Annotated in this window: 17 protein-coding genes; 11 read left to right on the top strand and 6 right to left on the bottom strand. The window is 41.7% G+C overall.

Translation table 11 applies throughout. The features are described from left to right. Positions 1-96: 96 nt before the first annotated feature. The 4 genes from pruA to SD427_RS13080 form a co-directional block, all read right to left on the bottom strand. Entirely contained in the window at positions 97-1722 is a 1626-nt protein-coding gene (pruA, locus tag SD427_RS13095; protein ID WP_320558253.1) for an L-glutamate gamma-semialdehyde dehydrogenase, read from the bottom strand. A gap of 633 nt (positions 1723-2355) precedes the next feature. Further along, a complete protein-coding gene (locus SD427_RS13090; protein ID WP_320558252.1) occupies positions 2356-3459 on the bottom strand; it encodes a DNA topoisomerase IB in 1104 nt (367 codons plus the stop codon). 21 nt (positions 3460-3480) lie between these two features. Beyond that, entirely contained in the window at positions 3481-3645 is a 165-nt protein-coding gene (locus SD427_RS13085) for a hypothetical protein (RefSeq protein ID WP_056222968.1), read from the bottom strand. 43 nt (positions 3646-3688) lie between these two features. Continuing rightward, on the bottom strand, positions 3689-4126 hold the full coding sequence (locus tag SD427_RS13080; protein ID WP_320558251.1) for a DUF6526 family protein: 438 nt from the start codon (positions 4124-4126) through the stop codon (positions 3689-3691). 304 nt (positions 4127-4430) lie between these two features. On the opposite strand from SD427_RS13080, the gene SD427_RS13075 reads away from it, so the two are divergent. Further along, entirely contained in the window at positions 4431-6200 is a 1770-nt protein-coding gene (locus tag SD427_RS13075; protein ID WP_320558250.1) for an aminopeptidase P family protein, read from the top strand. Between the two features lie 446 nt (positions 6201-6646). Further along, a complete protein-coding gene (gene mnmE / locus SD427_RS13070; protein ID WP_320558249.1) occupies positions 6647-8032 on the top strand; it encodes a tRNA uridine-5-carboxymethylaminomethyl(34) synthesis GTPase MnmE in 1386 nt (461 codons plus the stop codon). 241 nt (positions 8033-8273) lie between these two features. Here the strand turns inward: mnmE and SD427_RS13065 are convergent, their stop codons facing one another. After that, positions 8274-10523: a carbohydrate-binding domain-containing protein gene (locus tag SD427_RS13065; protein WP_320558248.1), complete on the bottom strand. Its 2250-nt coding sequence runs from the start codon at positions 10521-10523 to the stop codon at positions 8274-8276. After that, positions 10520-11017, bottom strand: a complete 498-nt coding sequence (locus SD427_RS13060) for a T9SS type A sorting domain-containing protein (RefSeq protein WP_320558247.1) — start codon at positions 11015-11017, stop codon at positions 10520-10522. Before SD427_RS13060 ends, SD427_RS13065 begins: the two co-directional genes overlap by 4 nt. A 516-nt stretch (positions 11018-11533) precedes the next feature. Here SD427_RS13060 and SD427_RS13055 point away from each other — a divergent pair. From SD427_RS13055 to SD427_RS13015, 9 genes are all read left to right on the top strand, one after another. Then, positions 11534-11725 (top strand): cold-shock protein, encoded by a 192-nt coding sequence (locus tag SD427_RS13055; RefSeq protein ID WP_027388074.1) that lies wholly within the window; start codon positions 11534-11536, stop codon positions 11723-11725. A 487-nt stretch (positions 11726-12212) separates the two neighbouring features. Further along, the gene (locus SD427_RS13050) at positions 12213-13592 is read left to right on the top strand and encodes a glycoside hydrolase family 28 protein (protein WP_320558246.1); all 1380 of its coding nucleotides are present in this window, start codon (positions 12213-12215) and stop codon (positions 13590-13592) included. Next, positions 13589-16444, top strand: a complete 2856-nt coding sequence (locus SD427_RS13045) for a glycoside hydrolase family 2 protein (RefSeq protein ID WP_320558245.1) — start codon at positions 13589-13591, stop codon at positions 16442-16444. The genes SD427_RS13050 and SD427_RS13045 overlap by 4 nt, the downstream gene beginning before the upstream one ends. Before the next feature lies 1 nt (position 16445). Then, complete coding sequence (locus tag SD427_RS13040) at positions 16446-17768, top strand: rhamnogalacturonan acetylesterase (protein ID WP_320558244.1); 1323 nt, start codon at positions 16446-16448, stop codon at positions 17766-17768. A gap of 88 nt (positions 17769-17856) precedes the next feature. Next, positions 17857-20634, top strand: a complete 2778-nt coding sequence (locus SD427_RS13035) for a glycosyl hydrolase (protein ID WP_320558243.1) — start codon at positions 17857-17859, stop codon at positions 20632-20634. 9 nt (positions 20635-20643) lie between these two features. Continuing rightward, entirely contained in the window at positions 20644-21447 is an 804-nt protein-coding gene (locus SD427_RS13030) for a DUF4350 domain-containing protein (protein WP_320558242.1), read from the top strand. Between the two features lie 263 nt (positions 21448-21710). After that, positions 21711-23591 (top strand): rhamnogalacturonan lyase, encoded by a 1881-nt coding sequence (locus tag SD427_RS13025; RefSeq protein WP_320558241.1) that lies wholly within the window; start codon positions 21711-21713, stop codon positions 23589-23591. An 8-nt stretch (positions 23592-23599) separates the two neighbouring features. After that, positions 23600-24376, top strand: coding sequence for a rhamnogalacturonan acetylesterase (locus SD427_RS13020; RefSeq protein ID WP_320558239.1), 777 nt, complete (start codon positions 23600-23602; stop codon positions 24374-24376). Positions 24377-24385: 9 nt separating this feature from the next. Continuing rightward, the gene (locus tag SD427_RS13015; RefSeq protein WP_320558238.1) at positions 24386-25549 is read left to right on the top strand and encodes a glycoside hydrolase family 88 protein; all 1164 of its coding nucleotides are present in this window, start codon (positions 24386-24388) and stop codon (positions 25547-25549) included. The last annotated feature ends 450 nt before the right edge of the window (positions 25550-25999 follow it).

The raw sequence follows: 25999 nt of genomic DNA, 5'->3' as shown, positions 1-25999 counted from the left end.
AAAAATCCCTGGAGTATAAATTCCAGGGATCGTATGTACTTGCTGAACAATTACATATTGTGCTTTATCTGTTATTGTTATCTGCAGATACTCAGATTATCCCAGATAAGGGTATCTGTAATCTTTAGGCGAAACAAAAGTTTCTTTGATGCTTCTTACCGAAGTCCATCTCAACAGGTTCATTTTAGATCCTGCTTTATCATTGGTTCCGGAAGCCCTGCCGCCACCGAAAGGCTGCTGGCCTACTACGGCACCGGTTGGCTTGTCATTGATGTAGAAGTTTCCTGAAGCGTTTTCCAGTGCCTTGAAAGCTTCGTTAATCGCGTAACGGTCCTGTGCAAAAACAGATCCTGTCAAAGAATATGGAGAAGAGGAATCTACCAGTTCAAGCGTTTCTTTCCAGTCCTGGTCTTCGTATACGTAAACCGATAAGATCGGGCCGAAGATTTCCTCTACCATGCTTTCGTACTGAGGATTGGCAGTTTCAATGACTGTCGGGTGTACAAACCAGCCTTTGGAATCGTCAGTTTTCCCGCCGATTGCCACGCTGGCTTCACCGGATTCATTCGCTCTGTCAATATAACCTTTGCATTTTTCAAAAGAATTTTTATCAATTACCGCATTCACAAAGTTGGAAGGATCTTCCGGAGAACCGATTTTGATTGAAGTGATCTGGGTTTCCATCACTTTTTTCACATCCGCCCAAAGCGACTGCGGAATATAAGCCCTGGAAGCCGCAGAACATTTTTGTCCCTGATATTCAAAAGAGCCTCTTACCAGAGCCGTAGCCACCGCTTCCACATTGGCAGACGGGTGGGCAACCACAAAGTCTTTCCCTCCGGTTTCACCGACAATCCTCGGGTAGGTTCTGTAGTTATGAATATTATCACCGATCATCTTCCACATTCCCTGGAATACTTTGGTAGAACCGGTAAAGTGAAGTCCTGCAAAATCCCTGTGTGCCAGTACTTTTTCAGCCGTTTCTTTTCCGTCCGTGAAAATCATATTGATTACCCCTGCAGGAAGCCCGGCTTCCGTAAGCACATCCATGATTACTTTTGCCGAATAGACCTGCTTGTCAGACGGCTTCCATACCACTACATTTCCAAGCATGGCCATACAGGCGGGAAGGTTACCGGAAATCGCCGTAAAATTGAAAGGTGTTACTGCAAAGCAGAATCCTTCCAACGGCCTGTACTCTACACGGTTCCAGATCCCGCTGTCAGAAACCGGCTGCTCAGAATACATTTCGGTCATAAATTCCACATTGAACCTTAAAAAATCAATCAGCTCGCAGGCAGCGTCAATTTCAGCCTGGTGAACGTTCTTAGACTGTCCGATCATGGTCGCCGCATTGATCACGTCACGGTAAGGGCCGGCCAGTAAATCAGCGGCTTTCAGGAAAATAGCTGCACGGTGTTCCCATCCCAGTTCGTTCCATGCTTTTTTTGCAGCCAGTGCTGCGTTTATGGCATCATCCACATGCTGCATCGTACCTCTGTGGTAAAAACCGAAATCGTGTTTATGGTCCTGAGGAGACTGTAACTGGACTTTGTCGCCCGTTTTTACTTCCTTTCCGTCAATTACCATCGGGATTTCTATCTTTTCAGCCCACATTTTTTTATACTGGGCGATCAGACTTTTTACTTCTGAAGAACCTGGTACATAAGAATTTACCGGTTCATTAACTGCAAAGGGTACCTGCGATATTGCTTTAGACATAAATATATGTTTTAATTTAAATACTGATAATACAAATTTACACTTTACTTTTCAAAGGAACAATTCCTGTAAATACTTCGTCCTTATAATTGCAGGAATACCTGTAATAATACCGATCAAAATATCAACATAAAGAAAACCGTGTTTGTACTTTTGAACCTTTCACAGGAATTTTTTGCATAATGTGTAAAAAAATAGATCATGAATAGTGGCATAAGTTGAAGTATCTTACAAATAAAGATTGATAGTTCTGCGGTTGGAACTTAATTCTTAAATGACGCTTTGAAAGGAATAAAATGGCAGTGTGCTTAAAGAGAAGAGAACGTAATGATGACCAGATAAAATAATATTGAATAAAGACAGATCTTGGAACTGAAAAAGCCGAATAGGTCATCGGCTAAAGTCTGTAATATTAAATAAGCAGGTTTGCTTAGGTTGGTTTGAACCTATTAAGCTGCTTAAGATGATGTTAATTTCTTACCGCTTTAAAGTTCAATTTCAACAAAAATTTTTAATTAATTTTAAAAATTCCCCTGCTTCTTGTCTTTCGATCAGGCTGGACAGTTAAACTTGCAGTGGATAAAATTAGAGGTTTAGCAGAAAAAAATGCAGTTTTTGAAATTACATCAAAAACTACATTTTTTCGGTTTCCAGAATTTTAAGCACCAGTTTTTCTTCATGGGTCAAATCTGCTTTCCCGTCGTTCTGTTCTATTTCCTCCAGCTCGTCAAGGTATTTTTTAATGGTATTGTTTTCATAAAGGTTAATGACCAGCGGATGCACGTAGTATTTTCTGCATACGGTACTGGTATTTCCGAGGTGGGATGCCACGATTTCCAGGGCTTCCTTTACTTTTTTCTTATATTCCGCATGGGTTTCTGCATAGCCGATTTCCTTGAATGCAATCAAGGCACTCACCGTTCCGGACCATGTTCTGAAGTCTTTGGCCGTAAAATCTTCCCCGCTTAATTCTTTGATGTATTCATTCACCATTCCGGAATCTACGGTATGCCGGTTCCCTTCATCATCAATATATTGAAAAAGCTCCTTTCCGGGGATGTCTTTGCATTTCTGCACCAGGCGGGCCAGCCTCTTGCTTTTCAGGTCAATATCATGCATGACCCCTTTTTTGCCTTTAAAGGAAAAATTTATTTTCTGCCCTTTAATCTGTACATGCTTATCTTTTAGAGTGGTAAGCCCGAAAGAACCGTACAGCTTCTCATACGCATTGTTCCCGATCCGGATATTCGTACGCTGCATCAGGCTGACAATCAGGGCCAGTACTTTTCTTTTTTCAAATGTCTTTAGTGCCAGGTCTTTTTCCACCTGGAGGCGTATTTCAGGGAGTGCATACCCGAACTGGAGCATCCTGTAAAACTTTGTATGGTTTCTCAGTGCACTCCATAAAGGATGGTAACGGTATTGTTTCCTCCTTTTTAAATCGATTCCGGTAGCCTGAAGATGGCCGTTGTCCAAGGCACAGATCCATACGTTTTCCCAGGCCGGAGGAATCACCAGCTTATTAATCCGTGTAATTTCTTCTTTGTCCTTTATCTTTTCACCTTCTTTATAATATGAAAATTTTTTGCCCTTCTTTTTCCGGGTAATACCGGCTGTTTCTGCATCGGAGGTATATATAAGATGTACCGCCTTTGCAGAAGCAACAGGATCTTTCATGATTTTGATAATTTTCGAAGGCTTTAGATGGGAAATGATTTCTAAATCTGAATTTTCCATAAGATCGATGATAGGGTTAGATTATTTCCTGCCTCTTGAAAACAGCCATAAAATAATAGCGATGATACCTACTACCACAATGATTCCCCACCACATACCGGCTTTAAAAATCGTTTCTACTGCCTCGCAGCTGGTAAGTGTTAATAAACCCAGTGTCATTAAACTGTATAAGCTCCATTTTTTCATAATATTCTGTTTTTAAATGTTTAGTATTTTATTTATCTTATTTTTAAATTCTCTGATAATCGGCTTTCCATCGGGTGATGGATTTTTTGATATCGTCTCCGGAAGTATTTTCCTTTAATGCTTTTTCCAGCAGGATTTTAAATTCATCGTCATAAGCAAACCGCAGGGCGGCTATCTGGCTGAAGGTAAGTTTATCTTCTGTTCCGTCTGACGTTTGCCCGAAAATCTCAAAATACCGCTGTCTGAACTCTAAGCGCACCATCCGGTCCTGAAGCCCGATTGCATAATGCTGGCGTACCATAATGGCAAGGAAAAGAATCAGAAAGAGAACGATGGAAAACAGGATCCACAAAAGCCGGTTCTGCTCATCATCCATACTTTTGTAAATTCCCGTACCCAATAAAATCAGCAGTAAGGGAAGGTATATAAAATGATGGGGCGGATAAAATTTTCTGTGGTTTCTGTAATTCTGGCTTTCCATAATCATCATCTAGCAATAACCTTTCCAAAATGTTAATGTTTAATAATATTGAATGCCTGAACAGGCTCAAACAGCCTCTTTGGAGAAGTTCATATAAGAAGGCTCTAAAAACGGATCGAGCAGGGGCGAAATAATTGGGACAGAATATAATTGAATCTGATAATGATATTAAAAGTTCGGTGTAAGCAAAAAATGCGGTTTAAAGTAATGGTCAAACTTATAGAGGCAGCATTTAAAAAACCGGCATAATCCCTTTTGAAACTTTAAAAATTCGTAACTTCCCCTCTTTAAAAATTATTAAAAAATGACTTCAAAGGAAAAAATAGCTGTGCTTCGTGAAGAAATGCAGAAAAATAAGGTTGATGCATTTATCGTATATTCTGCAGACCCGCATATGAGTGAATACCTTCCCGCAGAATGGCAGGAGAGAGCCTGGCTGTCAGGTTTCTTGGGTTCCGCAGGTTTTGTGGTGGTTACCAGAGACAAAGCAGGATTATGGACGGACGGACGATATTATACCCAGGCAGCCCAGGAGCTTGAAGGCTCAGGGATCGATCTTTTTAAGGACGGGCTTGAAGATACGCCCCATTATATCGACTGGATTATTTCCGAAATTCCTGCCGATGGTAAAGTCGCAGTAAATGCCCTGGCAACAGCACATGCCAACTGGGAGCTGCTTACCGGGAAGCTTAATGGAAAAGGAATTACCCTGGCTGATGCTCCTCTTTTAAAAGAAATCTGGAAAGAACGGGGTACGCCTTCCAAAAATCCTGTTTTCGTGCATCCTGTGGAAAGAGCAGGAAAATCCGTTGCCGATAAAATTGCTGCCATCCGCCAGAAAATGGAAACGCAGGAAGCAACGGTACACATCATTTCGAGCCTGGACGATGTAGCCTGGACTTTGAACCTGAGAGGCAGCGATGTGGAAAGCAACCCGGTGTTTTTAGGGTATATTGTGATCACCAAGAATGAAACCCTGTTGTTTACCGACCTGGAAAAGCTTGAAGTGGAATCGCGGAAAGAAATGGAAGATGCATGGGTAAAAATGAAGCCTTATGAAGAGTTTTTTAACTGCCTGAAAGGATTTAGCAATGAAAAAGTACTGGTTTCCCCTAACAGCAACCAAGCGATTTTCGAAACATTAAAAGAAGACAACCAGTTTATCAAAGCTGCAGTTCCCGGCAACCTGATGAAGGCCCAGAAAAATGAAACTGAGCTGGAAGGTTTCAGAACCGTTATGGTACGGGATGGCGTGGCTATGGTAAAATTCCTGTACTGGCTTATTCATAACGCCGGAAAAGAATCCATGACCGAATATTCCATCGGCGAAAAACTGAAAGGCTTCCGTGCGGAGGGAGAAAACTTTGTGGGAGAGAGTTTCGGGAGCATTGTAGGATATAAAGATAACGGTGCCATCATGCACTATTCTGCAAAAAGTGAAGGCAGCAATGAGGTAACCAATGACTCAAGCATCTTAGTGGATTCCGGAGGACAGTATCTGGAAGGAACCACGGATATCACACGGACGCTGGCGTTAGGTGCCGTGTCTGATGAGTTCAGGATGAATTCTACCTTGGTACTGCAGGGCCTGATCCGCCTGTCCATGGTAAAATTCCCGAGGGGAACGCGCGGCGTACAGCTTGATGCCATTGCCAGGCTGCCGTTGTGGATGCACGGAAAAGACTATAACCACGGAACCGGCCACGGTGTGGGAAGCTTTATGAATGTGCATGAAGGCCCGCAGAACATCAGGAAAGACATGAACCCGCAGGAGCTTCTCCCGGGAATGGTATGTTCCAATGAGCCCGGGTTTTATGTGGAAGGGCAGTACGGCATCCGCCATGAAAACCTGATTGCCGTAAAAGAAGCGGAGCAAACGGATTTCGGGACTTTTTATGAGTTTGAAACCTTAACATTCTGCCCGTTCTTCAAAGATACCATCGTAAAAGAAATCCTTTCTGAACAGGAAATTGAATGGCTCAACAGCTATCACAAAACCTGTGAAGAAAAACTGGCGCCTTATCTGGAAGGTGAAGTAAAAGACTGGTTCCTGGAGCTGGTAAGCCCGCTGTAAAGGCATGTTAATTTAACTAAACTGCTATATTTATTACATCGATCAATACTGTCCTGCAGCATTCCTGCAGGACATTTTTTTTATCTTTTTTTGCCTGATGATTCCAATATGGCGTTTGAATATTCTGTGCATTACGTTTTTAAGTCAGGTTTTTAATGCTTAACAGGAACAAACAGGCATGAAAATCCGAGTTCTACCCATTCTGATACCTGATTTACAGCGATCTATCACCTGGCTAAGGAGTATATTACTATGGTTGATTATAAAAAGGGCTGTGAAAGGGCTGAATATATCTTAAATAACCTCATAGTATCCTAGCCCTGATTGAACGGCCTGTCTGAGCTCTTTTTGCCTGAAGCAGGCACAGCCGGGGCGCAAAAAAGCGAGTAGTGAAAGCAGGTTCCCGGCTCCTGAAAAATTTCCTTTAAAACCACTATCTTTGTCGTATGAATAACGATACCATCTGTGCGCTGGCTACGGCCAATGGAGTGGGTGCCCTTGGGATTATCAGGGTTTCCGGAAATGAAGCATTACCGATAGTTCAGAAAAGTTTTCCTGCCAAAAACCTGGGGAAACAGAAATCACACACCCTCCATTACGGTTATTTTATGGACGGGGACGAATCTATTGATGAGGTAATGCTCTCGATTTTCCTGGCCCCGAAAAGCTTTACCACGGAAAATTCCGTGGAGATTGCATTTCACGGTTCGCCGCACATCGGGAAGCGTATTCTGGAAACCCTGACCAAAAATGGCGCACGGATGGCCAAAGCCGGTGAGTTTACCCTCCGCGCTTTTATCAACGGCAGGATAGACCTTTCCCAGGCGGAAGCGATTGCCGATGTCATCGCCTCTGAAAATGAAGCTTCAAGGAAAGTGGCGATCAGCCAGCTTAAAGGCGGGATCACGAATGAAATATCTTTGCTGCGGACCGATCTGCTGAATTTCGTTTCGCTGATCGAGCTGGAGCTGGACTTTGCCGAAGAAGATGTTGAATTTGCCGACAGGTCGGCTCTGACCCAATTGCTGGGCAGAATCGAATTAAAGCTCAATTCCCTGATTGAGAGCTTCCAATACGGCAATGCCATTAAAAACGGGACGGCGGTTGCCATCATCGGAAAGCCGAATGCCGGAAAATCTACCTTGCTGAACGCACTGCTGAAGGAAGAGCGGGCGATCGTCAGCAATATCGCTGGTACAACGCGCGATACCATAGAAGAGGTGCTGCATATCAAAGGCCATGCATTCCGTCTTATCGATACGGCGGGACTGCGTGAAACGACGGATGAAATTGAGGCCATCGGTGTGAGAAAAGCCCGGGAGAAAGTGGAAAATGCACAGATCCTTATTTACCTTGCTGATGCCGCTACTGCAGATTTTACCGCAGACATTGAGATGATACAGTCCTTGGTGCGGGATGACCTGAAACTGATTGTCTGTGCCACGAAGATCGATGAAGTTACGCCGCCGCAACATGAAAGAGTGGAGGAGATCTTCAGGAATGCCATTCCCAGTGATTTTGATTTCATTAAAATTTCAGCCGTTGAAAACCAGAACCTCCAGGACCTGAAGAATGAACTGTCCTCTTACGTGGAACAGCTGAAAACCTCTGAAAACAACATTGTCATCACCAACCAGCGCCATTTCGAAGCCTTACGGAAATCCCTGGATGCCGTGCATCAGGTGAATGAAGCCATTTCTTTTCAGATCTCTACCGAATTGCTTGCTTACGAGTTGAGAAATGCCCTGGAATACTTGGGTGAGATCTCCGGTGAAGTAACGAATGATGAGGTGCTGGGAAATATTTTTTCTAAGTTTTGTATCGGGAAATAGAATTTATAAAGCAATGTTTTATAGGGAGTTATATTTTATTATACCATAAGGTATTTAAAGACAATATTCAAAAAACTCTTATTCAACAAAGATTTTGTGATGCTGCTTAAAGGTATTCATATAGATTTATTTGTTAAAATAAGAGTAGTAAAATACAGATATTCAGTGTTTCATTTTTAAAACAAATAAAAAGCCTCTTAATTTTATTAAGAGGCTTTTTGTTAATCATATAGAAATGCAATTAAAAAGAGGCTGTATTTACCGTATTTGCAACTGAGGTGGTAAAGGTGCTTTTCAGGGTTCCTCCGGTATTGGAGTAAGTTCCTCCTGTATAGAGTCCCCATCCTGTCGTTCCGCCGAGATAGCTTCCGCCGGTATAACTTCCGCCGAAATAGACTTTGTAAGCCGTATTTTTCAGCAGGTTCGGACTGGAAAAATGAAAATAATAGACGCCGTTTTTAGGCTTGAAAGTAACCATCTCGGTTCCGGCAGCATTTTCAATATGCAGCAGGGAGGAGGCAGCCAGTTGGGTACTGGATTTCAGGTACATACTTACCTGGGTGGAGGCAGTGCTCATGGCTTTTGTCATATTTGAGTTTGAGCCTGCAGAAATAAGGAGCCCGCCATTCATCAGGAAGGTCCCGTTGTAGTCGATTCCTTCTTCGGGCTGGCTGGTAGGCCCATTGATAATGGTGGTTCCGCCGGTAACGGTAATATTTCCGTTGCTGTCAATGGCATCGCTCCCCGTCACGATATGGATTCCTCCGGTAATGTACAGGTGGCTGTTGTCGTTGGATTCCGTTCCGCCTGCAACGGTGCCATAGGTAGCATTGATGCCGTCATTGGAAGCGGTGATGTTGTTGACACCGCCTGCCAGGGTAATGATCGGAGCCTCAACACCTTCGCCGACTCCTGAAGTGGAAGAGATCGCGGAGACGGTATTGGTTCCGCCATTAACGGTAACAGAAGAATCGGAATGAATGCCGTCATCGGTAGAACTGAAGGTATTGTTCCCGTTATTGATCGTAATTGCCCCGGTAGCCACCAGCGTTTTCGGATGGCTGTAATCGGTTCCGGAAACCAGGAACCGTGCTCCTGTAGTCTTGATATTCAGCATAGGAATTCCCGTCGTGCTCCCGATGACAACAGTCCCGTCGGCTTTCAGTCCTTTTCCTCCTGTTCCGGAACTGATTGTTGTTACCGAACCGGCGTTGATCAGCAGGTTTCCGTCTGTTGTTATTGCAGAAGATGAATAAGAGTCCAGGACTCCGCTGGCATTGGTATACGCAGCACCATTCCCAGCCGTTGTGATGCTGATGTTTCCGTTGTTCACCGTAATATTTTGTCCTGCTGAGATCCCCTTTCCTCCGTTAGCGGTAGAGGCCAAAGTAATATTGAATGTTCCGTTGTTGATGGTGACGGCAGCATCGGTTTTTATAGCTGTAGAATAAGATGGGTCATAGCCGCTGCCCGACGCCGTAAGAACGGCAGCCCCGGAAAGGCTGGCAGTAATATTTCCGCCGTCGAATGTGATATTTCCTTTGGCACTGATGGCCTTGGACTGGGCGCCGGTAAGGGTAAGGTTGAGGGTTCCGCCGGAGATGGCGATGGTAGAAGTGCCTGTTTTGATCGCCTTTACGTCTGCAGAGGCCAGCGTAGCGGTAATGGTGCCCCCGGAAACCGAAACGGCAGCATCTCCTGCATCAACGGCGTCTCCGGTTGCTGTAATATTTACGGTTCCGTTGCTCATGGTATATCCCTCTGAATGAAAGCCGTCCGAAGCGGCAGAAGTTACTTTGAGGTTGCCATTCTGTACTTCAATTCCGGAAGAAGTGGAGATTCCGTGCTTTTTGATCCCTTTGATGTTTAACGTTCCTGTTCCCGTAAAAATGATTTTGCCGTCGGTCTGCAAAGCCCCGTTTTTTGTGCTTGCAGAGCCGTCCGTTACTGAGTTTACAGTACCATGCTGAAGGGTAAACGTATGAGCCTGCCCGCCGGTAATGCTGATGGCTGCACCAGAGGCGTTGGTTAAATTCAGATTGTTCATCACAAATGTTGCCGGAAGGGCTGAGTTCACTGTCAGGCTTCCCGTGGGGCTGGTTCCCAGTAAATTGTATTCCAGATTATTGACGGTGGAAGTGGAAACGACGTTTACCGTTCCTCCGGTTGCCGTAATGTCCACCCCCTGGCCGGAATAAGGATTGATAATGGTGGCGTTCTCCGAACCTTTGTAAATAATGTAGATTTTAGTCAGGTTCACTGCCGTAGCGGAGAACGTCAGACTGTCGACGGTGGTTTTTGGCAGGTTTAAACTTGCCGTACTTCCGCTGAGGTGAAACCTGGCATCACTGGTATCGAACCTGATGCTGTCTACTGAGGCCGTGGGAGAAGCAAACATGACGTTTCCAGAATTATGGGCGATCAGGGTGTTTTGCGCCTTTATTCCAAAAGATAACAGTGTAACAGTTAAAATGTAAAAAAGCCTTCTCATTTTTTGATCAGTTTTATGGTGTTGTTATTAACCTGAACGAGGTAGAACCCGGTTTTCAGGCTGCTGATATCAATATCTTCACCGTGCTGGAATGTCCCGTTCAGGACAAGCCTTCCTTCGGCAGAAAATATTTTTACTTTTAATGCTTCCTTCTCATCAGATGTAATCCTGATGAACTCTGCAGAAGGGTTAGGATATAATTTTATCAGGTCATTATCTGTTCCTGTCCCTGTTTCCTGAACAGCAAGCACTGATGACGAAAAAGTAATTTTTTTGATGATTCCGGTCGGGATGGATACATCGGCTGCAGAGCCTGACGTTTTTACCAGCAGATTATTTCCGGAGAAGTAAAGCTTACCACTCGTAGTGATGGTATAATCCTGTGTTGATCCTGTATAATAGGAAACCTTCAGGGTTGTCTGTGCCAGGCAATACGCGGCAGGCAAGAATACAAGCAAGAACATTATCTTACTGAAAAGCGGAATTATTCTCATTGTTAAATTGATTTATTCGTTCAAAAATAAATTTTACCTGATCAAAAGAAAATAATTTGAGGTAAACGGTGAAAATGTGTCGGTGAAACTGAAGTACATATTATTTACCCGTAATTACAGAGCTCCCAATGAAACTGTCTGGTTTTAAACAGACCTGGAATTATTGAGATGAAGAGCAGGGTGGCAGTATCAGTTTAGGATGTATTTATATCGTCATAACCAAATTAAATTTGCACAGCCCGTTTATTTCCCTTATATTTGTAAAATAATAAGGCTGCTGCCTGAGCAAATCTAAAAACTGAATATTATTTATTTTTCTTTTTTGCTGATACAGACGCTCAATTTTGTCATTAATTTTTAGATGCACTCTTTTAAGAAGTTCGATTTTCACTCTTAAATTCCACACATCCATATTTTTCTCTCAAAAATTTATTATCGTTTTGATTTGAATCAAATCAAGGCACAGGGATATGGGTCCTATACAACAGAATACAATAATTTTTTAATACATATACAATGCAACAAGGAACAGTAAAATTCTTTAACGATGCCAAAGGATTTGGTTTTATTACACCATCAACAGGTGGACAGGATGTTTTCGTACATACTTCAGGTTTAGTGGATGAGATCCGTGAAAACGATGTCGTAACATTCGATTTACAAAATGGAAACAAAGGGGTTAACGCCGTTAACGTTAAGATAGCGTAACTTAGGTTAACAACCATATAAGCTATAGGAGAGCAGATAAGCAATTATCTGCTCTTTTTTTATTGTCAAGGAGCTCTGCAAGCATTTTCTTATCGTAATTATGGTATGGCTTCTGTATTTATCAGGCAGCATAACATTATGTTTCTTTAAAATTCAGAATACTCAATAAAAAGCTGATCAGCTGTTCTGTATTAAACATATGGTGACTCACAGTCATCAAAAATATTCAGCACAAACCTGCCTCTTAAACGTTCTGAATGATCTCTTTTATAAATATTTTAGATTTTCACTGTAAAATTCCGGACTGGAATAGGAATTAAAGGTATTGAATTATCCTGACCGGCTACCGAGCTGAAGCACCGGAAGTAAACCAAAACTTAATAACTCCAACATGAAAGAGCAGGATACTGCAAGCACACAAAATGCATATTTTTATTTTTATTAATTGTATTAATTAGAATAAATTCAGAACTTCCTGAAAAAGATTATGAAATTTCAAAATATAGCAGCTTTCCTTCTGTCCTCTTTTATGCTTTTCTTCTTTTCATCAACACTGAAAAGCCAGGATAAATTTCCGGACGGAACGTCAATCCCAAAATGGTTTAAAGAAAATAAGCCCACAGATATCAATAAATTAGGCAAAAAATACATCCTTACAGACAATGGAATGAAGAATGACAGTACCGTTCTTCAGACTAAACAGCTTCAGGCATTGATCGATCTGGCGGCTAAAAACGGCGGCGGCGTTATCATTGTGCCGAAAGGAACATTCCTCATCAGCTCGGTTTTCTTCAAACAGGGAACGCATTTGCATCTGGAAACCGGGGCCAAATTAAAAGGGAGCGATGATATCAACGATTTTCCGGTAGTGACAACCCGTATGGAAGGTCAGACCGTAAAATATTTTCCGGCCCTGATCAATGCAGACGGATTGGATGGTTTCACAATTTCCGGAAAAGGAATGCTGGACGGAAACGGGCTCCGCTTCTGGAAATCATTCTGGAAAAGAAGAGAATGGAATCCTAAATGCACCAATATGGACGAAATGAGACCCAGGATTATCTACGTTTCAAATTCCAAAAACGTTCAAATTGAAGGAATTACCATTAAAAATTCGCCGTTCTGGAGTACCCATTACTATAAAAGTGATTTCGTTAAATTGTTAAATCTGACCATTCTTGCACCGAAAGAGCCCGTAAAAGCACCAAGTACTGACGCGGTTGACATTGATGCCTGTACCAATTTTCTGATCAAAAACTGCTACATGTCAGTCAATGACGACGCGATTGCTCTGAAAGGCGGAAAAGGCCCGAAAGCCGATAAAGACCCGAACAACGGAGAAAACAGAAACATCCTGATCGAAGACAACAGCTTCGGATTCTGTCATAGCGTTTTGACCTGCGGAAGCGAATCGATTCACAATTACAATGTGATTCTCCGCAATTCTAAAGTAAAAGATGCTTCAAGATTGTTACACCTGAAAATGCGTCCTGACACGCCCCAGCACTACGAATATCTCACTGTTGATAACATTACCGGAAACGTAAAAACATTCCTGTATGTAAAAGGATGGAACCAGTTTTTTGATTTAAAAGGCGAAGAAAGACCTAAAAAAGGTTTGGCAAACAATATCACCATAAAAAATATCGACATCAGTTGTGAAACGGCGTACTCTGTTGAAAAATCGGACTTATATGATTTGAAGGATTTCACTTTTGAAAACTTTAAAATCAAAGCTTTAAAACCTGAAATGGAAAATTTGAAGTATATTCAGAATTTGAAGCAGAAGAATATTAATGTAACGCAGGTTGCTTCTCTGATGCAATCTTACGATAAAAAAGACGATTCCGACACTGCTGCTAAATGAGTTGTTTTCCCAAAATATTCGTTCTTTTATGCTTTTGCTCACAGTTTCTGCATGCTCAGTCTAAGGAAATCCAATTCCTGAGCGGGACAGATTCTGAGCATACGAAAGAATGGGACTTTTGGATAACCGGCGGACGGAAATCGGGAAGCTGGGATAAAATTCAGGTGCCGTCACAGTGGGAACAGCAGGGCTTCGGCTCGTACAACTACGGGCGGGATTATGTCACCTACGGCAGGAATTTTAAGTTTAATGATGAAGTAGGTTTGTACAAACACAAATTTTCGGTTCCGAATTCGTGGAAAGGAAAGTCAGTTAACATCGTTTTCGAAGGTTCGATGACCGATACCGAAGTGAAAATTAATGGTAAATCGGCCGGAGCAATTCATCAGGGTGCTTTTTATGAATTTAAATATGATATTTCCGACAAATTAATCTTCGAAAAAGAAAATCTTCTTGAGGTCAAAGTTTCCAAAATGTCTGCTGATAAATCGGTCAACAATGCAGAACGCCTGGCTGATTACTGGGTTTTGGGAGGTATTTTCAGGCCGGTTTATCTGGAAGCCGTTCCAAAAGAAAATATCTCATCAACATCAATCGATGCCAAAGCCGATGGAATTTTCCGCTCGAATATCCATTTGAAAGGAATTCAGACGGTGAATAGTTTAAAAGTTGAAATCTTCGATGCTGAAAATATGCGGGTTGCCGAATCGCAGATTCAGATTCAGAAAGGAGATACTTTAAAACAGATTCAATGCTCCGTTAAAAATCCGAAACTCTGGACAGCCGAAACACCCAATTTATATAGGGTGAAATTCAGTCTTGATAAAAACAGGAAAAAAATATTCCAGACCGAAGAAAAATTTGGTTTCCGGACGATTGAAGTCAGAAAAGGCGACGGTATTTACGTCAATGGGACCAAAATCAAAATGAAAGGCATCAACCGTCATGTCTGGTGGCCTGAAACCGGAAGAGCAGTCAATAAAAATATCGATTTGATGGACGTTCAGCTCATCAAGGAAATGAATATGAATGCCGTCCGCTGTTCGCATTATCCACCGAATAAATCCTTTCTTCAGATGTGCGATTCGTTGGGCCTATATGTTCTGGATGAACTGGCGGGATGGCAGAAAAAATACAGCACGGAAGTTGGCAAAAAGCTCGTGAGAGAAATGGTGATGAGAGATGCGAATCATCCGTCCATTATTTTCTGGAGCAATGGAAATGAAGGCGGACATAATTTTGATCTGGATACAGAATATTCAAAATACGATTTATCAAACCGTCCCGTTATTCATGCGCATCACAAGCCTGGAAATGCTTTCAACGGAATCGACTGCAATCATTACGAAGATTATTACAGCACCAAAAAAATCCTCGAAGGCGAAAATATTTATATGCCGACCGAGTTTCTGCACGCGCAGGACGATGGCGGTGGCGGAACTTCTCTGGCCGATTACTGGGAACTTCACTGGAATTCCAAAAAAGGTGCGGGTGGTTTTCTATGGGCGTTCGCAGACGAGGGTTTGGTAAGAACGGATTTTAATAATCAAATTGATGTGAACGCAATCAACGCTCCGGATGGAGTATTGGGCCCGCATCGTGAAAAAGAAGGAAGTTTTTATGCCATCCGGGAAATTTACAGTCCGGTAAAAATAGGTTTGAAAACATTGCCGGATGATTTTAACGGAACCATTCCTGTTGAGAACCGATATCATTTTACCAACTTGAATGAATGCCTGTTTGAATGGAAACTGGTCAAATTTAAAAGACCATTTTCATCAGAATCCGGATTGGATGTACTTCAAAATGGAAAAGCAAAATCTCCGGATATTAAACCGACGGAAAAAGGAAATATTACATTAAAACTTCCTCAAGACCGGAAAGCAAGTGACGCATTAATGCTTACTGCAACTGATTCTTTCGGAAAAAAAATTTACACGTGGACCTGGAGAATTAAATCCAATGATGAGATTTCAAAACAGTTTTCGAACTCATTCATCAAAGAATTTCCGGTCTCAGTCATCGAAAATGATTCATTGTTTATTTTAAAATCAGACGAAAAAGAATTTTCATTCGGAAAAAAAGATGGATTATTAAAGTCTGTCATTTTAGATAAAAAAGGTAAAAAAATGACCTTCCGGAACGGACCTGTTTTTATTAACGGAAAAACAGAATTATCAAACATAAAAACTTTTGCAGAAGGACAGAATCAGGTTATCCAAATTTCGTACAAAGACGGAAAAAAAGCAGTCTGGAAACTGAATCCAAACGGAATTCTGGAATTGAATTATGAATATTCGCTTGCCGGAGATTATCAGTTTGCAGGCGTAAGTTTTGATTATCCTGAAAATTATGTCATCAGTGCAAAATGGCTCGGCAAAGGTCCGTATCACGTTTGGAAAAACCGAACTCAGGGACAGGCGTACAATGTATGGCAGAATCTGAGAAACTCAACCCGAACCGGTTTTTCACCTTGGATTTATCCTGAATTCAAAGGCTATTTCGATGATGTTTCGTGGTTGCAGTTGAATACGGCGGAAGGAAAAATAACGGTGGGAACCAAAGAAGAAAAAATGTTCGTCAGGCTATTTGATTTTTACGGAATTTACGGTGCCGAAGGTTATCCCAAGCTGCCGACAGGAAATATTTCTTTTCTCGATACGATTCCGCCACTGGGAACTGTTCTGGCATTTAATATTAATAATGACACTTCGACTTTGGGCCCTGAAAGTGAACCCAGTCATCTGAACGGAACATTCAGAAGAACCTTGTATTTCTGTTTTGGTCTGCCGGATTTTGGTGATGAAAACAAGCAGTTTACCATGCCGAAAGAAAATATTTTAACAGATTAAGATGCAGAAAAGTATACAGTTTTTAATGCTTTTCTTAGGTTCGTTTCTATTCGCGCAACAGACGGCTTTTAAGTTTGATTTTGGTACAGACAGAACCGAAAAGGGATATATTCCCATTACATCTACATCGAAATTTGATCAGAAAACCGGTTACGGATTTATGCATATTTCCGGTTTGAAATCTGTTGACCATGGCGGAAATGCTTTGACGGGCGATTTTATTACGAGTGAAAAGCCCTTCTATTTTTCAGTTGTTATTCCGGAAGGAAACTATAATATTACATTAAATCTCGGCGACTCCAAAGGAACATCTGAAACAACTGTCCGGGTAGAAAACCGCCGTCTGATGCTGAATGATGTCAAAACAAAAAAGGGCGAAATCATCGAAAAACAAATCACCGTTCACGTCAAAGACAGCATTATCCGTAATCAGATCGGGGCTCAGATCGGAATTGTAAAACTGAAACCAAGAGAACGAAAATATCTGCACTGGGACAATTTGCTGACAATTGAATTTAATGGCAAAGCTCCGAAAGTGTGTTCAGTCATCATTCAACCCAACAAAACGGCGAAAACGATTTATCTGACCGGCGATTCAACGGTTGTGGATGCGCAGTACGAACCTTGGGCATCCTGGGGGCAGATGCTGCCGTATTTTTTCGTTCCGAATGAAGTGGTGATTGCCAATTACGCCGAAAGCGGGGAAACGCTGAAAGCTTTTGAAGACCGCCACCGAATTGATAAAATATGGAATAAAATAAAGAAAGGCGATTACCTTCTGATCCAGTTTGGGCACAATGACCAGAAAGCGGGCAACAGCATGAAATCCGGGTACAGAAAACGCTTGAAAGAATGGATTGCGAAAGCCAGAGAATTGGGCGCAGTTCCGGTTTTGGTCACTTCAATGAACCGTCGGGTTTTTGATAAAAATAACAAGATCGTCAATACGTTGGATGATTTTCCTGATGCAATGCGTGAAATTGCAAAGGAGGAAAATGTTGATTTAATCGATCTTAATGCGATGAGCAAAACCCTGTTTGAGGCAATGGGACCTGAAGCAGCAAAGAAAGCATTTGTCCATTATCCGGCAAACGCCTATCCTAATCAACCGACGGCTTTGGCTGATGATACGCATTTCAACACGTACGGTGCATACGAATTGGCACAATGTGTCGTGAAATCCATTGTTGATCAAAACTTATCTTTAAAGAAATACATTTCAGAAAACTATAAAAATTTTAACCCGAATACACCTGATCCTGTTGAAAAGTTCCATTGGCCGGAATCTGTTTTTATGGAATCATTAAAACCGGATGGGAACTGAAAATCAGCATTAAAAATGAAGTTTAGAGAACCGCGAAGCGGTTCAATATGAATAGCATCGGGTGAAACCCGATTGAAAAATGAACAAAATGAAAATTAAAAATATAGTCAGCCTCAGTCTCCTCTGTTTTGCCTTCGGAAATCTTTCCGCACAAAACCCGTGGCCCAAAACCACAGAGACCGCTAAACCGTGGACCCGCTGGTGGTGGATGGGAAATGCCGTGGACGAAAAGGGCCTGGACAAACAACTGACTGTTTTAAATAAAGCCGGTTTCGGAGGCGTGGAAATCGTACCGATTTACGGAGCAAAAGGTTTTGAAAAACAATACCTAAATTACCTTTCTCCGGAATGGATGAGAATGCTGAAGTTTACTACTGGCAAAGCAAAAAGCCTGAATATGGGCGTTGATATGGCGGTCGGGACCGGTTGGCCCATCGGTGGCCCGCAAGTGGTTGAACAGGATGCTGCGACAAAAATGATTGTTCAGACGTACACGATTTCTTCAGGAGAGAAATTTTCAGAAAAAATTGTTTTAAAAGATGAAAAACAGAAGGATTTAAAAACCGTAAAATTAGATATTGTAACAGCCTACAATGAAAAAAACGAAGCGGTTGTTTTAACGGATAAAGTTAATGGTGATGGTATTTTAAACTGGAAACCAAGTTCAGGGAAATGGATCATCTATGCAGTTTTCACTGGTAAAACCTTACAGAAAGTAAAACGTGCCGCACCGGGTGGAGAAGGGTACACTTTAGACCATTTTTCGCCGGAAGCAACGAAAGATTATCTGAAAACTTTTGATAAAGCATTTGGAAATTCCAACTACGGAATCCGTTCTTTTTTCAATGACAGTTATGAAGTCTACAACGCTGACTGGACGCCGGATTTTTTGAGTGAATTCAAAAAAAGACGGGGCTATGATTTGAGTCCGTACATCAGATATCTGGTGGGCAAAGAGGAAAATGAAATTGCAGGAAGGGTAAAATCGGATTACCGGGAAACGTTGAGTGAATTGATTTTAAATCATTTCACCAGAGATTTCACCAACTGGGCGCATTCCAAAAACTCAAAAAACACCAACCAGGCACACGGTTCGCCTGGAAATCTACTGGATTTGTACGCTGCGGTAGATATTCCTGAATCTGAAACCTTCGGAAGTTCGATTTTTGAGATTCCGGGTTTGAAGAGAGATACTGCGGATATTCAGAAATCCGATATGCCGGATTTCAATATGCTGAAATTCGCATCATCGGCGTCGAATGTAACCGGCAAAAAATTAACTTCCAATGAAACCTTTACCTGGCTCACTGAACATTTCAAAACCTCGTGGTCACAGGCGAAACCGGAAGTGGAGCAGGTGTTTTTATCGGGAATCAACCACGTTTTTTACCACGGTACGACGTATACGCCGGCGCATGTGCAGTTTCCGGGATGGTTGTTTTATGCGTCCGTAAATTTCGTTCCTGAAAACAGTTTGTGGCCGCATCTGAAAGGATTAAATTCATACATCGAACGTACGCAATCTGTTTTGCAAAGCGGAAAATCAGATAACGAACTGTTGATATACTGGCCGGTTTATGACCAGTGGGCAAGCCCGAAAGGGAATGATGTAGCGTTCAAAGTTCATAATGTTAAAAAGTGGTTAGTACCGACTCCGATGTACGAAAATATGAATAAGCTCAGTAAAATGGGTTATTCTCTGGATATGATTTCGGATAAAATGATTGGTGAATCAAGATCGGAAAACCAAAAAATTCAGGTTTCTAAAGAAGGCTCAGCTTATGAGGTTTTAATTATTCCTGAACTGACTTATCTGCCGGAATCTACCTTAAAAAACATTCTGGATTTGGCTCAAAACGGAGCTTTCGTCATTTTCCAGAACGAGCCTAAAGATATTCCCGGAAACTTTGAAGTGGAGAAAATAAGAACGCAGCTGAAATTTTTATGGAATCAGATTCCGTTTCAAAACCAGGCCGGAAGTATGAAATTCGCCAACGTCGGAAAAGGAAAAATTGTTTTGAGCTCTGATGTTGCAAAAGCTTTGGAATATTTAAAAATCGAAAGAGAAAGACTGACCGACACAGGTTTAAAATTCGTTAGGAGACGATTCGATGGCGGGAAATATTATTACATTGTCAACCATACTTCCAAGGAAATCAATCAGAATATTCCGCTGAATTTCGTTGGGAAGCAGGTGGTTCTAATGAATCCTGAAAACGGGGATTACGGGCTTGCCGAAACTCAGGATAATTCAGTGAAAATTCAATTGAAATCCGGGGAATCTTTAATTGTAAAAGCTTCTGAAACGGCAGATAATTCTGTGGCAAAGTGGAAATATACTGAAAAAACCGAAGCACCGATTGTTTTAAGCCAATCTTGGCACTTATCTTTCAAAGAAGGCGGTCCTGAACTCCCTAAACCCAGAACGTTGACGAAACTTCAGCCTTGGACGAATTTTACAGAAGATGCACAGACACAAAGCTTTTCGGGAACCGGAGTGTACGCCACGACTTTGAATTTAAAGAAAAATAAAGCAGACGATTATCTTTTGAAGTTCGATAAACTTTATGAAAGTGCAGCAGTGATCGTCAACGGAAAAGAGGCCGGAATCGTCTGGAGCATTCCGTTTGAAATCAATGTCGGGAAATATCTTAAAAAAGGAAAAAATACGATTCAGATTGAAGTAAGTAATCTGATGGCAAACCGAATCCGTTATATGGATCAGAATAAAATCGAATGGAGAAATTATCATGAAATCAACTTTGTGAACATTAACTATAAACCTTTCGATGCATCTAACTGGAAAGTTCAGCCTTCAGGTCTGGATGGCGAAATCCAATTAATCCCAATTTATTATTCAAAATAAAAATTTATTATGACTAAAAATATTATAAAAACATTTGCATTAGGAACTTTGCTGACCTTCAGTTTTTCCAATGCCCAGCAGAAACCCAAAGTGGTCTTAGACAACTTTTTCAACAACGAGAAAAAGGAAAATAAGGAAACCAAAGTCCTGGAATCCTGGCATTATACCTGGAACGATACCAGCAACGGTGGGTTTTCTTTACTGGGAGAAATCTTTACCAGACAAGGTGCGGAAATTAGTACGCTGACCACTGCTCCGACCAAAAGGGACTTGAAAAATGCCAATATTTACATCATCGTAGATGCTGATATCGACAAAGAAGCTTATGGTGGTAAAGCGAATCTGATCGATGCAAAATCTATAAAAAATCTGGTAAAATGGGTTGAAAAAGGCGGTGTTCTGGTTTTAATGAGCAACGATAAAGGAAATTCCGAGTTTGAAAATTTCAATAAGTTGGCGCAGGAATTTGGGATCCATTTTAACGAAGACAGCTACAATAGAGTTCAGAAAAGAGAATTTGAGCAGGGAAAAGTAATGGTTCCGGCCGGCAACGAGATCTTCTCTGAGCAAAAATTATACATGAAAGAAGTGGCGACGATTTCGGTGAAAAATTCGGCAAAAGAGCTGTTGTCTGCAGAAGGAAAGAACATCGCAGCCGTTGCAAAATTCGGTAAAGGGACGGTTTTCGCATTGGGAGATCCTTGGTGCTACAACGAATATATCGACGGCAAAAAGTTACCCGCAGATTTTACCAATTATCAGGGAACAGAAGAATGGGTGAAGTGGCTGTTACAGCAGGCTTCCAGGAAATAACTAAGTCAGGAAGTACAACCGGTTGGAGCAGTTTCGGTAAATTTTATCTGGGCAGCTTTATCCGCCTTCCGCTCCCAATCTTTTTTGCAGACGGTTTCAGTTTAAAGAGAACTTGAAGTCTAAGCAAAAAAGGATTTCCGCTCAAGTCGGGCTGCGAGCGATTCAACGGTAAAATCCTTGTCAAGGTTTGAAACCTTGACAAGGATACAAACAAATCAAAATAAGAAATCGGCATTAGCCAAAACTTATAAAATCAAAGAATTATGAATGTAAAATTCAAATTTATTTTAGGCGCAATTCTTCTTTCTGAACTCCTCTCTGCACAACGACAAATGGAATATCTGAAAAGAGGAATCGTTGCCGCACCTTCAGATTCAGGCATTTTTGTGAGTTGGCGTTTGCTCGGAACAGAAGCTCAAAATACCCATTTTGATTTGTACCGGACTGAAAATAATGTAACCAAAAAGCTGAATGCAAAGCCACTTTCAAACGAAACCAATTTTTTAGATAAAACAGCCGACAAGACAAAGAATTATACCTATTTCGTAAAATCGAATACACAAGATCAATCGGTAGATATGGATTCTGCACAATATGTTGCCAATCAAAAACCTTATTTTTCAATTCCGTTGAAAACGCCTCAGGGTTATACGCCCAATGACGCTTCAGTCGCAGATTTGGATGGCGATGGCGAATATGAAATCATCCTGCATCAGACCGGAAGGTCGAAAGACAACAGCCAGAAAGGAGAAACCGACCCGCCAATTATTCAGGCTTACAAAATGGATGGAAAGCTTTTGTGGGAAATAAATTTAGGTAAAAACATTAGAGAGGGAGCGCATTATACGCAGTTTTTAGTCTATGATTTAGACCAGGACGGAAAAGCGGAAATCGTAATGAAAACTGCCGACGGGAGCAAAGACGGACGAGGGAAATTCATTGGCAACCCGATAAAAAATTATGTCAACGAAAACGGAATGGTTCTTTCCGGTCCGGAATTTATGACTGTCTTTGACGGAGAAACCGGAGCAGAAATTCACACCGTGGATTATCAGGTGCCAAGGTTTGCAGGCAGTTTGAATCCAACGGCTGAACAGATGACCGAAACGTGGGGCGACGCCAAAGGAAACCGGCTCGACAGGTTTCTGGGAGCCGTTGCTTATCTGGACGGCAAAACACCCAGTGTGATTATGTCCAGAGGGTATTATACCAGAACGGCGATTGCAGCCTGGGATTACAAAGATAAGAAACTGAGCTTGCGATGGCTTTTTGATACCGAAAGTTCAGAAGAAAATAAAAAATACCGCGGACAGGGAAATCATAATTTGACGATTGCGGACGTTGACAATGACGGAAAAGACGAAATTGTATATGGGGCAATGACGGTTGATGATAACGGAAAGGTGTTAAACAGCACAGGTTTCGGCCACGGTGATGCGCTGCACGTCGGTGATCTTGATCCGTCAAATCCCGGACTCGAAATTTTCGATATCCAGGAACGTTTTGATGATGCAGGAGCGCATTTCAGAGACGGGAAAACCGGAACAGTTTTATGGAAATTACCGTCTACCGTTTACAGCAAACAAGGAAAATTTCAGGGACCGGGAAGAGGTTTGTCGTTGAATATTGATCCCCGCTACGAAGGTTCGGAATCCTGGGCAGCCGGAGCCGGACTGAAAGGGATATATGATACCAAAGGAAAGAAAATCAGTGATAAAAATCCACCCGCTAATATGGGGATTTATTGGGACGGCGATTTTTTAAGCGAAATTCTGGATGGAACCAATGTTTCAAAATGGGACTGGAAGAAAGAAAAATCAGATTTGGTTTTTGATGCCAGAAATTTTCAGTGTGAATCCAACAACGGAACCAAAAAAAATCCCGCATTGGTTGCTGATTTATTCGGAGACTGGCGTGAAGAAGTGATGTACAGAACTGCCGATAATCAGGAACTGAGAATTTTTTCAACAACCGTTCCTACAAAACACAGATTGTATACGCTGATGCATAATCCGCAGTACCGTTTGAGCATTGTGTGGCAGAATGTCGGGTACAATCAGCCGCCGCATACCGATTATTATCTGGACGAATCAATTAAGGAAATGCCGAAACCCTATATTAAAACGATAACTCCCAAAAAATAAAGTCATCAATGAAAATCAAATTCATTATTCCCATTGTTGTTTTGGTCATCCTGATCGGAGCGTCATTTCAGAAACTTCAGGATAAACCGGTTGTTTATATCATAGGGGATTCCACGGTTCAAAATGGTTCGGGCAAAGGTTCAGACTCACTTTGGGGCTGGGGAAGTTTTATGAATCTTTTCTTAGACAGTACAAAAATTGAAATTCAGAACCACGCAAAGGGTGGCAGAAGCAGCAGGACTTTCCTGACGGAAGGCCGTTGGGATTCCATTATGAAAACTATTAAAAAAGGGGATTATGTTTTGATGCAGTTCGGCCATAATGACGGCGGCGAACTTGCCGATACTTTAAGGGCAAGAGGAACAATAAAAGGCATCGGAGAAGAATCGAAAGACATTTATAACCCGATTCGTAAAGTGAATGAGACGGTTTATACATACGGGCATTATATGAGAAAATATGCATATGAAGCCAAATCCAAAGGTGCAGTCCCCATTATTGTTTCGCCGGTTCCCAGAAACAAATTTAGCGGAAAAGGAAAAATTGAAAAAGATCAATACGGGATCTGGGCCCGGGAAGTCGCCGGGCAAACCGGTGCTTATTTCATTGATTTAAATGCCATGGTCATCAATACATATGAGGAGATGGGTATTGAAAAAGTAAAAGCTTTCTTCCCGAAAGACCATACCCATACCAACGAAGCAGGAGCGGTCCTGAATGCAGAACTGGTGGTAAAAGGAATTAAGCAGCTGAAAAACTGTGAACTGAAAAATTATATAAAGTAAATAAAAGATATGAAAAGATCATTGATTAAAAGCGGCATTTTTGCCTTCGTCATGGCAGCTTTATCCTCCTGCTCGGTTCAGAAACAAAGTACGGCAGGCAAAGTTGAAATTCCGGACAGAAAAGAGGTGCTGGAAGTTTCGAGAAGGGCCAATCAGTATTTCATGAACAAGTGGCCGGATACCGGGAAAGATATTGTCGGCAAAAAAGTGTGGCCGAGCAACCTTTGGACCCGTGCAGTGTATTATGAAGGATTAATGGCATTGTACAAGGTAGATCCGAAAAAAGAATATTACGATTATGCGATGTCCTGGGCAGTTCATCATAAATGGGATCTGATGCGCGGAACCTATACCCGGAATGCTGACCATCAGGCCTGCGGACAAACCTACATTGATCTTTATGAAATTGACGGAAGAAAGCATCCGGAAAGAATTAAAAACGTAAAAGCTGCCATGGACAGTATGATTGCCACTGATAAAGTGGATGACTGGTGGTGGATCGATGCCCTACAGATGTCCATGCCGATTTTCACGAAACTGGGCCGGATTACCGGTGAGCAGAAGTATTTTGATAAAAATTACGAGATGTATGCCTATACAAAATACAAACACGGAGGAAACGGCTTGTACAACCAGGCAGACAAAATCTGGTGGAGAGACAAAAGCTTTGTGCCGCCTTATAAAGAACCCAATGGCGAAGACTGTTACTGGAGCCGCGGAAACGGCTGGGTAGTGGCCGCTTTGGCGAAAACGCTTCAGGACACTCCGAAATCCGATCCTCATTACCAGGAATACTTACAGGATTATAAAGATTTACTGGCAGCTTTACTTCCGGTTCAAAGGGAAGACGGGTTCTGGAATGTAAGCCTGCACGACCCGACCAACTTTGGTGGCAAAGAAATGACGGGAACTGCTTTGTTTGTGTACGGAATGGCGTACGGAATCAATAACGGATTGATCGACAGGGATACCTATTTACCCGTTGTGGCTAAAGCATGGAATGCGATTGCAAAAGATTCCGTGCAGCCGAATGGTTTCCTGGGCTGGGTACAGGGAACCGGAAAAGAACCGAAAGACGGGCAGCCGCTTTCTGTAAGCAAAGAACCTGACTTTGAAGATTATGGCTTAGGCTGTTTACTGCTTGCGGGAAGCGAGGTTTATAAATTAAAATAGAATTGATGTTTAAACTATTAAGAATACCAAGTGCTTAAGATGGATCAGGAAATTCAGCATTTTAAAAATAAAATGCTAAAGCGAAGCTAAACTTAATTTCTTGAAATCTTCCACCGCCTTAATGGTTAAATTGTATGTGTTATAATAATTAACAGTATTTTATATAGTTAGTAAACTGTACATTTTCCGGATAAGTTATATAACACTCAAACCTAACGGGTTTTTAAAACCCGTTAGGTTTTTGTTTTCTGTAAAGTACAGTAAGTGAAGGTTAAGGATCAAAATAATTTTAAAATAAATGATCTTTATATAAGCTTCTTAGAATACAGTTTAAACAACCCTTGCGGATTACTTTTAATTTTATTATTTTTTCAAAATCTTTTACATGACACTACAAGATGCGCAATCGATTACATCTTACTAATTTTCAAATTCAACCAATACGATAAT

The organism is Chryseobacterium sp. JJR-5R (assembly GCF_034047335.1).
Classification (GTDB): Bacteria; Bacteroidota; Bacteroidia; order Flavobacteriales; family Weeksellaceae; genus Chryseobacterium.
The sequence above is the reverse complement of the archived record's forward strand: the minus strand, read 5'-3'. Positions and strand labels throughout refer to the sequence as shown.

Bases quoted from the DNA above. Each gene is read 5' to 3' on its own strand.
- pruA (WP_320558253.1), bottom strand. From the start codon at position 1,722: ATGTCTAAAGCAATATCGCAGGTACCCTTTGCAGTTAATGAACCGGTA.
- SD427_RS13090 (WP_320558252.1), bottom strand. From the start codon at position 3,459: ATGGAAAATTCAGATTTAGAAATCATTTCCCATCTAAAGCCTTCGAAA.
- SD427_RS13085 (WP_056222968.1), bottom strand. From the start codon at position 3,645: ATGAAAAAATGGAGCTTATACAGTTTAATGACACTGGGTTTATTAACA.
- SD427_RS13080 (WP_320558251.1), bottom strand. From the start codon at position 4,126: ATGGAAAGCCAGAATTACAGAAACCACAGAAAATTTTATCCGCCCCAT.
- SD427_RS13075 (WP_320558250.1), top strand. From the start codon at position 4,431: ATGACTTCAAAGGAAAAAATAGCTGTGCTTCGTGAAGAAATGCAGAAA.
- mnmE (WP_320558249.1), top strand. From the start codon at position 6,647: ATGAATAACGATACCATCTGTGCGCTGGCTACGGCCAATGGAGTGGGT.
- SD427_RS13065 (WP_320558248.1), bottom strand. From the start codon at position 10,523: ATGAGAAGGCTTTTTTACATTTTAACTGTTACACTGTTATCTTTTGGA.
- SD427_RS13060 (WP_320558247.1), bottom strand. From the start codon at position 11,017: ATGAGAATAATTCCGCTTTTCAGTAAGATAATGTTCTTGCTTGTATTC.
- SD427_RS13055 (WP_027388074.1), top strand. From the start codon at position 11,534: ATGCAACAAGGAACAGTAAAATTCTTTAACGATGCCAAAGGATTTGGT.
- SD427_RS13050 (WP_320558246.1), top strand. From the start codon at position 12,213: ATGAAATTTCAAAATATAGCAGCTTTCCTTCTGTCCTCTTTTATGCTT.
- SD427_RS13045 (WP_320558245.1), top strand. From the start codon at position 13,589: ATGAGTTGTTTTCCCAAAATATTCGTTCTTTTATGCTTTTGCTCACAG.
- SD427_RS13040 (WP_320558244.1), top strand. From the start codon at position 16,446: ATGCAGAAAAGTATACAGTTTTTAATGCTTTTCTTAGGTTCGTTTCTA.
- SD427_RS13035 (WP_320558243.1), top strand. From the start codon at position 17,857: ATGAAAATTAAAAATATAGTCAGCCTCAGTCTCCTCTGTTTTGCCTTC.
- SD427_RS13030 (WP_320558242.1), top strand. From the start codon at position 20,644: ATGACTAAAAATATTATAAAAACATTTGCATTAGGAACTTTGCTGACC.
- SD427_RS13025 (WP_320558241.1), top strand. From the start codon at position 21,711: ATGAATGTAAAATTCAAATTTATTTTAGGCGCAATTCTTCTTTCTGAA.
- SD427_RS13020 (WP_320558239.1), top strand. From the start codon at position 23,600: ATGAAAATCAAATTCATTATTCCCATTGTTGTTTTGGTCATCCTGATC.
- SD427_RS13015 (WP_320558238.1), top strand. From the start codon at position 24,386: ATGAAAAGATCATTGATTAAAAGCGGCATTTTTGCCTTCGTCATGGCA.